Origin of the sequence: Cupriavidus sp. U2 (genome assembly GCF_009663685.2) — a bacterium.
Lineage (GTDB): Bacteria > Pseudomonadota > Gammaproteobacteria > Burkholderiales > Burkholderiaceae > Cupriavidus > Cupriavidus necator_C.
Window position 1 is genome coordinate 328,800 of the sequence record NZ_RCOG02000002.1, and the last position, 15,297, is coordinate 344,096.

15 protein-coding genes are annotated in these 15,297 nt (G+C 66.6%); 9 read left to right on the plus strand and 6 right to left on the minus strand.

The features are described 5' to 3' along the window. Positions 1–53: 53 nt before the first annotated feature. Positions 54–1,271 carry an MFS transporter gene (locus D9X30_RS03030; RefSeq protein ID WP_153946202.1) on the plus strand — a complete coding sequence of 406 codons (1,218 nt, stop codon included), beginning with the start codon at positions 54–56 and terminating at the stop codon, positions 1,269–1,271. 70 nt (positions 1,272–1,341) lie between these two features. On the opposite strand, the gene D9X30_RS03035 is transcribed toward D9X30_RS03030, so the two are convergent. After that, complete coding sequence (locus tag D9X30_RS03035; RefSeq protein ID WP_502799598.1) at positions 1,342–2,643, minus strand: M20/M25/M40 family metallo-hydrolase; 1,302 nt, start codon at positions 2,641–2,643, stop codon at positions 1,342–1,344. A 104-nt stretch (positions 2,644–2,747) separates the two neighbouring features. On the opposite strand from D9X30_RS03035, the gene D9X30_RS03040 reads away from it, so the two are divergent. After that, positions 2,748–3,026, plus strand: coding sequence for a hypothetical protein (locus D9X30_RS03040; RefSeq protein ID WP_153946201.1), 279 nt, complete (start codon positions 2,748–2,750; stop codon positions 3,024–3,026). Positions 3,027–3,201: 175 nt separating this feature from the next. Continuing rightward, a complete protein-coding gene (locus D9X30_RS03045; RefSeq protein ID WP_153946200.1) occupies positions 3,202–4,191 on the plus strand; it encodes a Bug family tripartite tricarboxylate transporter substrate binding protein in 990 nt (329 codons plus the stop codon). A 68-nt stretch (positions 4,192–4,259) separates the two neighbouring features. On the opposite strand, the gene D9X30_RS03050 is transcribed toward D9X30_RS03045, so the two are convergent. Continuing rightward, entirely contained in the window at positions 4,260–4,982 is a 723-nt protein-coding gene (locus D9X30_RS03050; RefSeq protein WP_249640867.1) for a response regulator transcription factor, read from the minus strand. 190 nt (positions 4,983–5,172) lie between these two features. On the opposite strand from D9X30_RS03050, the gene D9X30_RS03055 reads away from it, so the two are divergent. Beyond that, positions 5,173–5,979, plus strand: a complete 807-nt coding sequence (locus D9X30_RS03055) for a response regulator transcription factor (RefSeq protein WP_153946199.1) — start codon at positions 5,173–5,175, stop codon at positions 5,977–5,979. A 4-nt stretch (positions 5,980–5,983) separates the two neighbouring features. Here D9X30_RS03055 and D9X30_RS03060 read toward each other — a convergent pair whose 3' ends face one another. The 4 genes from D9X30_RS03060 to minC all read right to left on the minus strand — a co-directional run bounded on the left by D9X30_RS03060 (position 5,984) and on the right by minC (position 9,524). Continuing rightward, positions 5,984–7,111, minus strand: a complete 1,128-nt coding sequence (locus D9X30_RS03060) for a porin (protein ID WP_153946198.1) — start codon at positions 7,109–7,111, stop codon at positions 5,984–5,986. 397 nt (positions 7,112–7,508) lie between these two features. Next, positions 7,509–7,763, minus strand: coding sequence for a cell division topological specificity factor MinE (gene minE, locus D9X30_RS03065; RefSeq protein WP_061959726.1), 255 nt, complete (start codon positions 7,761–7,763; stop codon positions 7,509–7,511). A gap of 17 nt (positions 7,764–7,780) precedes the next feature. After that, complete coding sequence (gene minD / locus D9X30_RS03070; protein WP_101679758.1) at positions 7,781–8,593, minus strand: septum site-determining protein MinD; 813 nt, start codon at positions 8,591–8,593, stop codon at positions 7,781–7,783. 49 nt (positions 8,594–8,642) lie between these two features. Then, entirely contained in the window at positions 8,643–9,524 is an 882-nt protein-coding gene (minC, locus tag D9X30_RS03075; RefSeq protein WP_153946197.1) for a septum site-determining protein MinC, read from the minus strand. Between the two features lie 249 nt (positions 9,525–9,773). Here minC and D9X30_RS03080 point away from each other — a divergent pair, with 249 nt between their 5' ends. The 5 genes from D9X30_RS03080 (at position 9,774) to kdpB (ending at position 15,289) form a co-directional block, all read left to right on the plus strand. After that, positions 9,774–10,745, plus strand: coding sequence for a magnesium and cobalt transport protein CorA (locus D9X30_RS03080; protein WP_153946196.1), 972 nt, complete (start codon positions 9,774–9,776; stop codon positions 10,743–10,745). A gap of 199 nt (positions 10,746–10,944) precedes the next feature. After that, positions 10,945–11,115 (plus strand): hypothetical protein, encoded by a 171-nt coding sequence (locus D9X30_RS03085; protein WP_194946456.1) that lies wholly within the window; start codon positions 10,945–10,947, stop codon positions 11,113–11,115. Then, a complete protein-coding gene (kdpF, locus tag D9X30_RS03090) occupies positions 11,115–11,204 on the plus strand; it encodes a K(+)-transporting ATPase subunit F (protein ID WP_092600435.1) in 90 nt (29 codons plus the stop codon). Before D9X30_RS03085 ends, kdpF begins: the two co-directional genes overlap by 1 nt. After that, on the plus strand, positions 11,204–13,036 hold the full coding sequence (gene kdpA / locus D9X30_RS03095; protein WP_153946195.1) for a potassium-transporting ATPase subunit KdpA: 1,833 nt from the start codon (positions 11,204–11,206) through the stop codon (positions 13,034–13,036). The genes kdpF and kdpA overlap by 1 nt, the downstream gene beginning before the upstream one ends. Positions 13,037–13,051: 15 nt before the next feature. Then, positions 13,052–15,289 (plus strand): potassium-transporting ATPase subunit KdpB, encoded by a 2,238-nt coding sequence (kdpB, locus tag D9X30_RS03100; protein WP_153946194.1) that lies wholly within the window; start codon positions 13,052–13,054, stop codon positions 15,287–15,289. The last annotated feature ends 8 nt before the right edge of the window (positions 15,290–15,297 follow it).

The following is a 15,297-nucleotide window of genomic DNA, read 5'->3' on the forward strand; positions in this document are numbered from 1 at the left end:
AACGGGCCCCGGGAAGATTCCTGAGAAGAAAACTGGCCAATGCGCCCCCGACCATGAGCACAACCGTCCATTCCGCCGCCGCCGCGGCGCCTCGCGAGGAGGGCACGCGCTTCCGCGTGCTGTACGCGATCAGTTTCGCGCACTTCCTCAACGACATGATCCAGTCGCTGATCCTGGCCATCTATCCGATGCTAAAGGGCGGCTTCAACCTGAGCTTCGCGCAGATTGGCCTGCTGACGCTGACGTACCAGATCACCGCATCGCTACTGCAGCCGATCGTCGGCCTGTACACGGACAAGCACCCGAAGCCCCATTCGCTGGCCATCGGCATGGGCTTCACGCTGGGGGGCCTGCTGCTGCTGTCGGTGGCGCCCAGCTACGGCGTGCTGCTGGTGGCGGCGGCGCTGGTCGGTACCGGATCGTCGATCTTCCATCCTGAGTCGTCGCGCGTGGCGCGGCTGGCGTCGGGCGGCCAGCATGGCCTGGCGCAATCGATCTTCCAGGTGGGCGGCAATGGCGGCAGCGCCATGGGTCCGCTGCTGGCGGCGTGGATCGTGCATACGCAGGGGAGCGTGGCGTGGTTCTCGCTGGCGGCCCTGCTGGCCATTGCGGTGCTGTGGCAGATCGGCGGCTGGTACGGCCGCCATCTGGCCGAGCGCGCCGCAAAGAAGAAGGCCGCCGCCGGCGCGGTGGCCAAGCTGCCGACGTCGACCGTGGTGCGCGCCATGACGGTGCTGCTGCTGCTGATCTTCTCGAAGTATTTCTATATGGCCAGCCTGAACACGTATTACACGTTCTATCTGATGGAGAAGTTCGGGCTGACGCGCCAGACGTCGCAGGTCTACCTGTTCCTGTTCCTGTTCGCGGTGGCGGCGGGCACGATCCTGGGCGGCCCGATCGGCGACCGCATCGGTCGCAAGCGCGTGATCTGGGCGTCGATCCTGGGCGTGGCGCCGTTCACGCTGATGCTGCCGCACGCCAACCTGTTCTGGACGGCCGTGCTGACGGTGATCATCGGCTTCATCCTGGCGTCGGCGTTCTCGGCCATCCTGGTGTTTGCCCAGGAACTGATTCCGGGCAAGGTCGGCATGGTGTCGGGCCTGTTCTTCGGCTTCGCATTCGGCATGGGCGGCATCGGCGCCGCTGTGCTGGGCAAGCTGGCCGACGCCCATGGCATCGAATCGGTCTACCAGTTCTGCGCCTACCTGCCGCTGCTGGGGCTGCTGGCGGTGTTCCTGCCAGACCTGCGGGGACGCGCGAAGACGGCCTGATTTGAATCACCCGCCGGTTTTCTCCGCTCTCCCGCGAGCGGGAGAGCGGAGCAAAACCAAGGGGAGTTATTTACTTCCCAGCCTTGTCCTGCGACACATCCATGATCATGCGCGTCAGCAGGTACAGGCGCGGCGTGACCGAGTTCAGGTCCACATACTCGGCATCGTTCGAATGGGCGCCGAACCCGCGCAGGCCGAAACGCTCGATGACCGGGGCCTTGGTGGCTGCCGCGGCGAATGCGGCATCGGTGCCGCCGCCTTCGGCCGTGTCGTAGACGGCCAGCTTTTCACCGATTTCCGCATAGATGCCCTGGGCATGGGCGGCCAGGGCGCGCGCGGCCGGCGTGACTTCCAGCGGCGGACGGCGGCGCTCGAACTTGACCTCGACCTTGGTGTCGGGAATCAGCGTCTTCCTGGTCCGCTCCTGCAACGTCTTCTCCAGGCCGTCATAGTCGGCGGTGCGCAGCACGCGCACATCGGCCTGGGCCGTGGCCACGGCGGGAATCACGTTGCGATTGGTGCCGGCCTGCGACAGTGTCCAGTTGACCTTGAGCCCGGTATCGGGATTCGACAAGTCGCGCATCTGCAGGATCTGGTGCGACATCTCGTACAGCGCATTGCGGCCCAGTTCCGGCGAACTGCCCGCGTGCGACGACTTGCCGTCCACCTTGAGCGCAATAGCGCCGATGCCGCTCGTGGCCAGCGACAGGCGGTCGCCGGTCACGCGCGTCGCCTCGCACGAGAACACGGCGTCCTGCTCCGAACCGAGCTTCGTCAGCATCGCGCGGGCGCCCGGCGAGCTGATTTCCTCGTCGCCGTTGATCAGCACGGTCAGGGTGCCGTAGTCCTTGAAGTTCATCTTCTGCAGGATCGCCACGGTGTGCAGGATCACGGCCACGCCATTCTTGTCATCGGCGATGCCTAGCCCGTAGGCCTTGTCGCCTTCCACGCGGAACGGCTGCTGTGCCAGCATGCCGCGCAGGTACACGGTGTCCATGTGCGCGATCAGCATGATCTTGCGCTTGCCCGTGCCCTGGAATGTGGCATGCACCATCTTGCCCACTGTCTCTGGCGTGTCCTCCATGCGGTAGACCTCGGTCGGCGCCACCAGCCGGGCGTCGCCCCCCATGGCGGCCAGCCGGTCGCGGATCAGGTTGGCAATGCGGTCCAGGCCTTCGATGTCCTTGCTGCCGGATTCGATCGACACCAGGTCCTTCATGGTGCCAATGAGCGCGGGCTTTTCCTGCTGGGCAAGCCGGTAGACAGGTTCGACCGGCGCGGCTGCGGCGGTGCCGGCAAACAGCGCCGCGGCCAGGGCGACCGACGGCAGGGTGACAGGACGATGACGAAACACGGGGCGGGGGACTGACACGAAGCGACTCCTCTTTCTTCCTGGTGGTGTGAAGCCCACATGTTGCGCGCGCAACGCGCACGGGTCCAGTACCCTGGCATCGGTTTTGCGGCATCATCTGGGTCATGAAGTCCGCCGTGCCCCAGCCCTCCGCATTACCCGCCATGTCTGCCCGTCCCGCCTGCGCCCACTGCCTTGCCCTTGCCGACGATCCGCGCCGCCGCGAGCCGCATCCGTGCCTGGCGCTGCGCAACACGGCGCCGCTGGTCAGCCAGAGTGCGGCTGGCGTGCCCTTTAGCATGATGTCGTTCACCTGCCGCGAGTGCGGGACGGGCTGGCGGCTCTACGACCGCGCCAACGAACTTTTCGTCTCGTGGGTGCCCGAGCACCCGCTGGTGCGATAGCCGTCCCGACACCCGCTGGTGCGATAGCCGCCCGCACGGCCGGAGTGGCAAAGCCGATCAGCTAAGATAGCGGCTGGCCGGACGCCGCCGACGCGCGCCACCCGGTACCCAGACGATGTCTCCGCGCGCCGCATACGCGCCCATCCCCACGTATTTCCCGCTTCCAAGCCCGACCATGGCCGTTTTCCGTCTCCTGCCGCTGCGCGCCGCCTGCCTCGCCGTCACGCTGATGGCCGCCGCCGCTGCCCCCGCCCTTGCCGCCGACAACTACCCGAGCCGGCCGATACGCATGATCGTGGCCTATCCCACCGGCGGCATCAGCGACGCCGTGGCGCGCGCGCTGGGCGAAAAGCTGTCGGTCCAGATGGGCACGTCGGTGGTGGTGGAAAACAAGGCCGGCGCCGGCGGCAGCATCGGCATCGACGCCGTGGCCAAGGCCGCGCCCGATGGTTACACGCTCGGTTTCGCCTCGACCAGCCCGCTGACGCTCAATCCGCACGTGGGACACGTCAACTATGACCCCCAGCGCGATGTGGCGCCGGTCATGAGCGTGATGTACTCGCCCGTGCTGGTGATCGCCACGCCCAGCTTCACCGGCAAGGCGTTCCCGGACCTGATCGCCCAGTCCAAGGCCAGGCCGGGCTCGGTGCGCTGGGCCACGTCGGGCCTGGGCACTGTGGGCCACGTGATGCTGGAACAGGTGCGCGCGAAGTCCCGGGCCGACATCACGCTGATCCCCTACAAGGGCGCGGGCCAGCAGATGAACGATGCGCTGGGCGGCCAGTTCGAGGTGATGAGCACCAACGCCAGCCCGATGCTGACGCAGCATATGCAGGCTGGCCGCCTGCGGGCCATCGCCGTGGGCGCGCCCAGGCGGCTCGACAGCCTGCCCAACGTGCCGACCTTCGACGAACTCGGCTATCCGAAGGCCAACCTGACCTCGACGTTCGGCATCTTCGCGCCGGGCAAGACGCCGGCGGCCATCATCGACAAGCTCAACGCCGAACTGAACAAGGCGCTGGCCGAGCCCGAGGTGCGAGACCGCCTGCTGCGCGGCGGCGAAGTGCCTACCGGCGGCTCGGCGGCGCAGTTTGCCAAGGCCATTCACGCCGAATCGCAGGAAAACGCCCGCATCGTCAAGGAAGCGGGCATCAAGGCGGACTGAGCGAAACGAGGGACCGGGGGCAGGGCTTTCGCCCGGATCGCCCCCATGGCGCCCTCATCGTACTTTCTTCAAGCCACGTCGAGCCGGCTGCCCAGCCGGTAGACCGTGCGCAGCATCACGCCGTTGAACGGCCATAGCGCCAGCTTGTTCCGGATGCGCGACAGATGGCTGTCGATGGTGCGCGACTGTTCTTCCATGTCGGCACCGCGCCAGACCTTGTCGATCATCGTCCGGCGCGTCACCAGCGTGCCGAGATTGCGGAACAGCAGCAGCGCCAGCGCATATTCCGTGGGCGACAGCGTCACCGGCATGCCTTTCACCCAGACCTGGCGCTCGGCCACCGCGAAGCGGAATTCCCCGCAGACCAGCTGGTCGGGGCCGTCGTCCAGCACCCCGGCCGGCGCGGTGGCCGGCCGCACGGGCTGCGTGGCGGCGCGCCGGCCCAGGGCCTCGATGCGCGCGAGCAGTTCGCCGTCGCGCACCGGCTGCGGCACATAGGCATCGGCGCCGGCCATCAGGCAACGCGCCACATCCGATTCGGCGTCGCTGGCACCGAACATCATCACGGGCAGGGCATGTCCGAGCGTGCGCCGGACCCAGTCGAGCAATTCCTCGGCATCGGCGTCGGCCACGTCGCGGTCCAGCAGCAGCATGTCGAAGGGCTCGGCGTGGATGGCGTCCACCAGGGGCGGCCCGCAGCGAAAGCGTGCCAGATGGTGCCCGCCCCGTTGCAGGGCGCGCTCCAGCACCATGATGCGAGCCGGATTATCTTCAAGCGCGGCGATCTTCACGTTGGGTTCCTTGCAGGTCCTTGCCAGTCATTCAATGCGGCCCATGGTAGGTCGCGGCCCGCCGAGGACGAAGTAAACATTTGTGGCGGACACAAAAATGAGCATCGTCTTATAGGGTTTGTGCGCAACTCCGCATCTAATGGTCGTCGGACTTATTCACGGGGCCCCGAAGCGGGGCGCGCGACGACGCATGACGAAGACAGGACTGAGGGTGGCTTCCCTGGAGAACGACAGCGCCCAGGCGGCGATGATCCGCGCCATCGTGAACGGCGCCGGCCATGAATGCGTGACCTTTACCGACGGCCGCCGCATGTTGCTGACCCTGCGCAAGGTCACATTCGACCTGCTGCTGCTGGACTGGGACGTGCCGCAGGTATCCGGCCTGGAGGTGCTGCACTGGGTGCGCACGCACCTGGACCCGCGCCTGCCGGTGATGTTCGTGGCCCGGCGCCAGGCCGAGGCCGATATCGCGGTGGCGCTGGACGCCGGCGCCGACGACTACATGGTCAAGCCGATCCGGCCGGTGGAACTGTCCGCGCGCATCCAGGCGCTGCTGCGACGGGTCTATCCCGATACGCGCCAGCGCGACGACGACGGCCTGAGCTGGGGCCGCTACGCCTTCGACATCGTGACGCACCGGGCCACGCGTGACGGCGCGGTGGTGCCGCTCACGCCGAAGGAATTCGAACTGGCGCTGCTGATGTTCCGCCATGCCAATCGCGTGGTGCCGCGCGACCACATGGTGACGGCGGTGTGGGGACGCGAGTTCTCGCCGATGTCGCGCACCATCGACACGCATATCTCGCGCGTGCGCAACAAGCTCGGGCTGTGGGACGAAAACGGGGTGCGCGTGGTGCCGGTCTACACCTACGGCTACCGGCTGGAACTGCTGGACGACGGGGCCGCCCGCGACACGGCCGCTCAGGCGGCACTGGCCGGGGCCGGACGAAAAAAAAGGCACCCGAAGGTGCCTTTCCCAGAACAGCCGATCGAGTGAACGATCAGAAAATGTGGCGGATGCCAGCGCCGAAGCTGGTCTGGTTGCCACGACCCGGCAGTTCGGTTTCGGTTGCGCCCGAGACCTTGTTCCAGTCGGCGGCGCCGTAGACCTGGGTGCGCTTCGACAGCGAGTACTCGGCGATGAACGCGGCGGTGTAGCGACGACCGTTGTTGTCGTTGACGCCGTTCTTGTTCTCGACGTAGTCGCCGTAGAAGGCGCCGGTCAGGGCCAGGGCCGGCGTGACGTTGTACGTCACACCGACGTAGCCCAACGTGTCCTTGCGCGGGTTGGCCGGAGCCAGGCCAGCCAGCTGGGCGCCGGTCGGGTTGTTCCAGCGGGTGGTCGACACGACCAGGGCGTTGTTCAGCGTGTTGTCGATCACGCCGGTCTTGTCCTTGCCGCCGATGTAGCCCAGGAAGAACTTGGCCGGACCGTACGTGTACTTACCGGCAGCGCCCCACATTTGCTGCTTGTTGCCGTTGGCGTCACGGATTTCCTGGTACACACCGCCCACGCCCAGGGGACCCCAGTTGTAGGCCACACGTGCGCCGAAGTACGGCGAGTTCGTGCCTGCGCCCGAACCGCTGGCCTTCGTGAAGCTGCCCGGGGTTTCGCCGAAGCCGTAGCTCAGGCCGACGTCCAGGCCGCTGAACGAGCCGCTGTAGCTGATCACGTTGTTACGGCGCAGCTGCGTCAGGCTGTAGTACATCCACGAGTTGCCACCGTAGTTACCGATGGTCAGCGGATCGTAGTCGCCGAAGAAGTTAAACCCTTCGGTGTACTGGCGGCCCAGCTTGACCGAGCCGAAGTCGCCGGCCAGGCCAACATAGGCTTGACGGTTGAAGATCTGGCCCGACGAGCTCATCGTGCCGTTGTCGCCGTTGAAGCCGTTTTCCAGCTGGAAGATCGCCTTCAGGTTGTTGCCCAGGGCTTCCGAGCCCTTGATGCCCCAACGGCTTTGCGTGATCGCGCCATTGTCCAGGGCCAGTTGGCCGTGGTTCTGGGCATCGGCATTGGTGGTGTAGTGAACGCTGTTGTCGATGATGCCGTACAGCGTGACCGACGATTGCGCGAAGGCGCTGCCTGCGCACAGCGAACCAACGGCGAGGGCCAGTAGCGATTTCTTCATGGTGCTCCTTTTCTGTCTTGTGGTCGGATCGCCCCGGATCACGGCGCGTCCGTCTTTGTGGATAACGTTTGCACTAAACGCCGCGAAAATTTAACAAAAGGCGGCTGTTTCGGACATAAATCCGAAGCGCAGGCGTGTTCCGGGAAGACATTTGGTGCAAATCCGTTGGTTTGCCGCTACACAATGTCGGAAGGCCCGCGAATTGGTGCATGGCACCATGCGCCATGGCGGTGCAGGTCAGGGGGGGAGCGGGAAAGGAGGCGGGCGGCAGCGCGCCGTACAACCGCCGCGCCGGGCGGTTGTTGCGCTGCAATATCCCCAACGAATGTGGGGAAGGGTTATCCCTCGGTGCGGATGGCCATGGCCGCGGCGCCGACGTTGCTGGCGCCGCGGCGGGTCAGGCCTGCGGAATCTCGATCTTGACCTCGAGCACTTCCAGGTTGTCCTGGCGCTCAAGGCTGACGCGCAGATCCTGGTCGCTGATCTTCACGTACTTCGAGATGACGGCCACCAGCTCGCGCTGCAGGGCCGGCAGGTAGTCGGCCGGCGCCGAATGGCCGGTCCGTTCGTGGGCGAGAATGATCTGCAGCCGCTCTTTGGCGACCGACGCGGACTTCTTCTTCTCCCCGAGCAGGAAGGACAGGATCGACATATGGATGAGCCCTCCTTTTACTTGTTGCCGAAGATGCGCGAGAGCAGCCCCGGCTTCTGGTAGTCAGTGAAACGCAGCGGCTTGTCCTTGCCCAGGAAGCGGTCCACCACGTCGCCATAGGCGTCGGCCACATCGGTGCCTTCCAGATGGATGGCCGGCGTACCCTGGTTCGAAGCATGCAGCACGGCTTCCGATTCCGGTACCACGCCGATCAACTTGATGCGCAGGATTTCCTGGATATCGGTCAGCGACAGCATCTCGCCGCCATGCACGCGCTTGGGGTTGTAGCGCGTGATCAGCAGGTGTTCCTTGATGGTCTCGCCTTCGCTGGCGCGCTTGGTCTTCGAGGCCAGGATGCCGAGAATGCGGTCCGAGTCACGTACCGACGAGACTTCGGGGTTGGTCACGATCAGCGCCTCGTCGGCAAAGTACATGGCCATCAGCGCGCCGGTCTCGATGCCGGCCGGCGAATCGCAGACGATGAATTCGAAATCCATGGCCTTCAGGTCGTTGATGACCTTTTCCACGCCCTCGCGCGTCAGCGCCTCCTTGTCGCGCGTCTGCGACGCCGGCAGGATGAACAGGTTCTCGCACTTCTTGTCCTTGATCAGCGCCTGGTGCAGGTTGGCTTCGCCCTGCACCACGTTGATCAGGTCATACACCACGCGGCGCTCGCACCCCATGATCAGGTCGAGGTTGCGCAGGCCGACGTCGAAATCGATCACGGCAGTCTTGTGGCCACGCAGGGCCAGGCCGGCGGCGAAGCTCGCGCTGGTGGTGGTCTTGCCGACGCCTCCCTTGCCGGAGGTCACTACGATGATTTTTGCCATGGCTCTTGGTCCGGTATGAAAGTGGTTCGTCGTGATGGGCGCGGCGGCGTCATTTCATCCGCAGCGGTTCAAGAATCAGCTTCTCGTCGGCCAGGCGCACCTGGGCCGACTTGCCGAGCACGTCGGCCGGGAGCGTCTGCTCGGCGGTCCGGTAGATGCCGGCGATGGAAATCAGTTCGGGCTCCAGGCACGTGCAGAAGATGCGCGCGTCCGGGTTGCCCTTGACGCCCGCCAGCGCACGGCCGCGCAGCGGGGCGTAGATATGGATGTTGCCTTCGGCGATGACCTCGGCGCCGTAGCTGACCAGGTCCAGGATCACCACGTCGCCCTGCGCGTACACCTGCTGGCCCGAGCGCAGCGGCTTGTCGATCAGCAGCGTGGGGATGGCGCGCGGCGTGGCGGCCGCGGCGTTGGCGGCGGCCATGATTTCGGCGATTTCCGATGCGCTGCCGTTGGCCGCGCCCGCTTCGGCGCCCTGCACACCGTTACCGGCCGGGTTGGCGCTGGCGGACGCGTCATCGGCGGCACCCTGTCCGGAAGCCGTTTCGGCCCCCTTTTCGGTCCCCTTTTCGGCGTCCGGCCTGTCCCGGGCCGCGTCGTCCCGGCCGCCGCGCCGGCTCTGGCTGTCCAGCAGCGGCAGCCCGAAGCCGCCCGCCCAGCCGCGCTGGTCGGGGCGCGCCACCACGCCGATGGCGCGCGCCTTCAGGGTGGAAAGGGTGTCGATCACGCGGTCCAGCGCCAGTGCGCTGTCGCCGTCCAGGCGGCGCAGGTCCAGCGCCACCACGTCGTCGGAGAAGAAATCGGGGGTCGATTCGAAGCGGGAGAGAAGGTCATCCCGCAGCGCGTCGATGTCCGCGGTCTGCAGGGCGAGAAGGAGGGCGTCGACATTGCCACTGCGCAGCTCGAAGCGTGGCGATTTCTTCTGGGACATAGCCGGGTGACCGTGGAAATGGGACATTCTAACGTCGGATTTCTCGGGAACTGTAACAAATCTTGGTCGGCCCGCAGGGGGTGAACCATGCGGACCATATGCCCCCCGCAAGGGCGCCCGCATGTGGCGGGCGGGGCGGTATGGGTACCGGGATGGCCCGGCTTCGGGTACACCCTGATGTCAGCGCAACGCCTATCGCACGGTTCTGCCGCCCTTGTTACGATTGCGCATCTTGATCGCGGAGGAGCCATGGGCGCCATCGTCAACTGTGCGGCGTATCGCAATGGCAAGAAGCTTGGCAAGGTGGACTTCGCCGATATCGGCCAGGTGCTGGCGGAACCGGGCACGTTCGTCTGGCTGGGCCTGCACGAGCCCGACCTGACGCTGCTGCGCCGGGTGCAGCAGGCCTTCGGGCTGCATGACCTGGCCGTGGAAGACGCGCTGGACGCCCATCAGCGGCCCAAGCTCGAAACCTACGGCGATTCGGTGTTCGTGGTGCTCAACACCGCGCAGCTGGCCGGCGAGGACGTGGTGGTGGGCGAGACCCACCTGTTTGTCGGCCCCAATTACGTGGTGTCGGTGCGCCACGGGGCCAGTTCCACCTACGCGCCCGTGCGGCAACGCTGCGAGGAAGACCCGCAGGGGCTGGCCAATGGCCCGGGCTACGTGCTGTACGCGCTGATGGACTTCGTGGTCGACCACTACCTGCCCATCGTCACGCGGCTGGAAGACACCTTCGAACAGCTGGAGCAGGGCATCTTCCGCGACGAATTCGACCGCGCGGCCATCGAGCGGCTGTACCACGTCAAGCACCAGGTGCTGCGGCTGCGCAATGCCGTGTACCCGGTGGAGGACATCTGCGGCCAGTTGATCCGGCTGCATGAAGACCTGGTGCCCAAGGAACTGCGCGCGTATTTCCGCGATATCGAGGACCACTGCAGCCGCATCGTCCGCTCGCTGGACGTGGTGCGCGAGATGCTGACCACGGCCGTTCAGGTCAACCTGGCGCTCGTGACGGTGACGCAGAACGAGGTGGTCAAGCGGCTGGCCGGCTGGGGCGCCATCCTGGCCGTGCCGACGGTGGTGTTCTCGCTGTACGGCATGAACTTCAGCGACATGCCCGAGCTGAAGTGGCACTACGCTTATCCGGTGGTGCTCGGCTTCACCGTCACGGCCTGCGGACTGCTCTGGCGCAAGCTGCACCGGGCCGGCTGGATCTGACGCGGCTGTTTTCTCCCGGCTCCCGCCCGGCAGCAGGGGCAACATCGCGTCCGGGCGGCACGGCGCCGCCCATTTTTATATTTCGCGTTTTTATATTTCGTTTACACCCCCTCTCCCGCTCTCTACCCCGTTTTTACCCCCCGATCCCTAACCTCCTATCCGTGAATCACTCTGCAGGCGACCCGCCTGCACACACATCATGGACGGGATCTATTTCCTCGTATTGCTGGCCTTCGGCGCGTTGACGGGCGCGCTGCTGGCCCTGTGCGCCGCGCTGGGCGCCAACCTGCCCGCTGGCCGTGCTGGCTCCGACGACACCGGCGCGCATCCCGCCCAGACCAGGCATTCGGCAACCGACCGGAGGCTCTGATGGACTGGACCGACCTGCTCAGCGGCGGCCTGGCCGTCGCGATCTTCATTTACCTGCTCGTTGCACTGTTCCGGCCGGAGAAATTCTGATGCCCACGTCAACCTTCTCCCAGTTTCTGGGGCTGCTCGCCCTGTTCCTTGCCGTGCTGTTCGTGGTGGGCCCGTTCCTGGGCCGCTACATGCGCCGCGCCGTCGAAGAGGGCAACTATGGGCTGACGGCATGGGGCCGTCCGCTCGAACGCGTGCTGTACCGCCTGGCCGGCGTGCGCGCCGATGCCGAAATGGGCTGGAAGCAGTACGCCGTCGCCGTGATCGTGTTCAACGTGATCGGCGTGATGGCCGTGTACGCCATCCAGCGCCTGCAAGGCATGCTGCCGCTGAACCCGCAGGGGTTTGGCGCGGTGTCGCCCGATTCGTCGTTCAACACCGCCATCAGCTTCGTGGCCAACACCAACTGGCAGGGCTATGCCGGCGAGTCCACCATGAGCTACCTGACGCAGATGCTGGCGCTGACGGTGCAGAACTTCGTTTCGGCGGCCACCGGCATCGCGGTGGTGTTCGCGCTGATTCGCGGCTTTGCACGCCATAGCGCCCAGACCATCGGCAACTTCTGGGTCGATCTGGTGCGCAGCACGCTGTATGTGCTGCTGCCGCTGTCGATCGTCATGGCCGTGGCACTGGTGGGACAGGGCGTGATCCAGAACTTCGACCGCTACAAGGATGTGTCGCTGGTGTCGGCCGTGGAATACACGCAACCGGTGGTCGATGCGGCCGGGCAGCCGGTGCTGGACCGCGATGGCAAGCCCGTGACCGAGGACAGGAAGACCGCCACGCAGACGCTGGCGATGGGTCCGGTGGCGTCGCAGGAAGCGATCAAGATGCTGGGCACCAACGGTGGCGGCTTCTTCAACGCCAACTCGGCCCATCCGTTCGAGAACCCGACGCCGCTGTCCAACCTGATCGAGATGCTGGCGATCTTCCTGATTCCGGCCGCGCTGTGCTTCACGTTTGGCGAGATGGTCAGGGACCGCCGCCAGGGCGTGGCCGTGATCGCGTCGATGACGGCGATCTTCGTGGTGATGGCGCTGGCCGCGATGGCGTCCGAGCAGCAGGTCAACGCCGCGCTGTCGGCGTTGCCGGTTGACCATGTGGCATCGGCGCTGCAGGCCGGCGGCAACATGGAAGGCAAGGAAGTGCGCTTCGGCATTTCGGCCAGCGCGCTGTTCGCGACGATCACCACGGCCGCGTCGTGCGGCGCGGTGAACGCCATGCACGACTCGTTCACGGCCATCGGCGGGCTGGTGCCGATGCTGCTGATGCAGCTGGGCGAGGTGGTCTTCGGCGGCGTGGGCTCGGGCCTGTACGGCATGCTGGTGTACGCGGTGCTGGCGGTCTTTATCGCGGGCCTGATGATCGGCCGCACGCCCGAATACCTGGGCAAGAAAATCGAGGCCTACGAGATGAAGATGACCGCCGTGGCCATCCTGGTGACGCCGCTGCTGGTGCTGGTCGGCACGGCCATCGCGGTGATGGCGGAGCCGGGCCGCGCAGGGGTATTCAACCCCGGCACGCACGGCTTCTCGGAGATCCTGTACGCGCTGTCGTCGGCGGCCAACAACAACGGCAGTGCCTTTGCCGGGCTGTCCGCCAACACGCCGTTCTACAACGTGCTGCTGGCCGCGGCGATGTGGTTCGGCCGCTTCTGGATCATCGTCCCGGTGCTGGCCATGGCCGGCTCGCTGGCCGCCAAGCGCCGCACGCCGGCCACGTCCGGCACGATGCCCACGCACGGCCCGCTGTTCGTGGTGCTGCTGGTGGGTTCGGTCCTGCTGGTTGGCGCATTGACCTACGTGCCCGCGCTGGCGCTGGGCCCGGTCGCAGAGCAATTGCAGCCCGCCGCCGTAGCGGCGGCCGCCAAGTAATTCGCGGAGATTCTCATGCAACAACAATCCCCGGCGACGCGTAACACCCCGGCCGCGCCGTCACGTCCCGCCGGCACGGCAGCCAATACGACGGCCACGGCGGCCGGCGGCGGCATGCCGCATCACCCCCGCCCCGCGCGCGGCATGTTCTCGCCCGAACTGGTCAAGCCGGCCATGATCGATGCGCTGCGCAAGCTCACGCCGCGCGCGCAGTTGCGCAACCCCGTGATGTTCGTGGTCTACGCGGGCAGCATCCTGACGACGATCCTGTTCCTGCGTGCGTGGCTCGGCCACGCGCAGGGCACGGAGTCCGCGGGCTTCATCCTGGCCGTTGCCGTGTGGCTGTGGTTCACGGTGCTGTTCGCCAACTTTGCCGAAGCCCTGGCCGAAGGCCGCAGCAAGCAGCAGGCCGCCGCGCTGCGGGGGCTCAAGACCACCACCATGGCCCGCGTGGTGCGCCCGGGCCGTGGCGACGCGCGCGCCGCCGGCGCCACCGAGCCGGTGATCGCCACCGACCTGCGTCGCGGCGACATCGTGCTGGTCGAAGCCGGCGAGATGATCCCCGGCGACGGCGAGGTCATCGAAGGCGTGGCCTCCGTCGATGAAAGCGCCATCACGGGAGAATCGGCACCCGTGATCCGCGAATCGGGCGGCGACTTCTCGTCGGTGACCGGCGGCACACGCGTGCTGTCCGACTGGATCGTGGTCCGCATCACGACCAATCCGGGCGAAAGCTTCATCGACCGCATGATCAGCATGGTCGAAGGCGCCAAGCGCCAGAAGACGCCGAACGAGCTGGCGCTGACGATCCTGCTGGTGGGCCTGACGCTGGTGCTGCTGCTGGCCACGGCCACGCTGCAGCCGTACTCGCTCTATGCGGTGCTGGTGACCCAGGCCGGCGTGCCGGTATCGGTGACGGTGCTGGTGGCGCTGCTCGTGTGCCTGATCCCGACCACGATCGGCGGCCTGTTGTCGGCCATCGGCGTGGCCGGCATGAGCCGCATGATGGAAGCGAACGTGATTGCCACGTCGGGCCGTGCGGTGGAGGCCGCCGGGGACGTCGATGTGCTGCTGCTGGACAAGACCGGCACGATCACCCACGGCAATCGCCAGGCCGCGCGCTTCCTCTGCGCCCCGGGCGTGAACGAGCGCCAGCTGGCCGAGTCCGCCTGGCTGTCGTCGCTGGCCGATGAAACGCCCGAGGGCCGCAGCATCGTCGCGCTGGCACGCCAGCAGCCCGGCGTGGCCGCGCCGGAGATGGGCGCGCGCGGACTGGCCGCCCCGGTCTTCGTGCCGTTCACCGCGCAGACGCGCATGAGCGGCGTCGATGTGGCGCAAGGCAACGTCGTGCGCAGCGTGCGCAAGGGTGCGGCCGATGCGGTGCGCCGCTACGTGACCGAGCGCGCCGGCAAGTTCCCCGACGCCGTCATGCAGGCCGTGGACGATGTGGCGCGCGCCGGCAGCACGCCGCTGGTGGTGGCCGAGGCCGTCTCCGAGGGCACCGAGGACAGTGTGCGCGTGCTGGGCGTGGTCGAACTCAAGGACATCGTCAAGACCGGCATCCGCGAGCGGTTCGGCGAACTGCGCAAGATGGGCATCCGCACCGTGATGATCACCGGCGACAACCGCCTGACGGCGGCATCGATCGCGGCCGAGGCCGGCGTCGACGACTTCCTGGCCGAGGCCACGCCCGAGGCCAAGCTCGCGCTGATCCGCGAATACCAGGGGCAGGGCCGCCTGGTGGCGATGACCGGCGACGGCACCAACGACGCCCCCGCGCTGGCGCAGGCCGACGTGGCGGTGGCCATGAACAGCGGCACGCAGGCCGCGCGCGAGGCCGGCAACATGGTCGACCTGGACAGCAACCCGACCAAGCTGATCGAGATCGTCGAGATCGGCAAGCAGATGCTGATGACGCGCGGGTCGCTGACCACCTTCAGCGTGGCCAACGACGTGGCCAAGTATTTCGCGATCATCCCGGCCGCGTTTGCCACCACGTATCCGCAGCTGAACCTGCTGAACGTGATGCACCTGTCCACGCCGGCGTCGGCCATCATGTCGGCCGTGATCTTCAACGCGCTGATCATCGTGGCGCTGATTCCGCTGGCGCTGCGTGGCGTGGTGTACCGCCCGCTGGGCGCTGCCATCCTGCTGCGCCGCAACCTGCTGATCTACGGGCTGGGCGGCATCCTGGTGCCGTTTGCCGGCATCAAGCTGATCGACATGTTCCTGACGATGTTCGGCTGGATCTGAGTACGGAG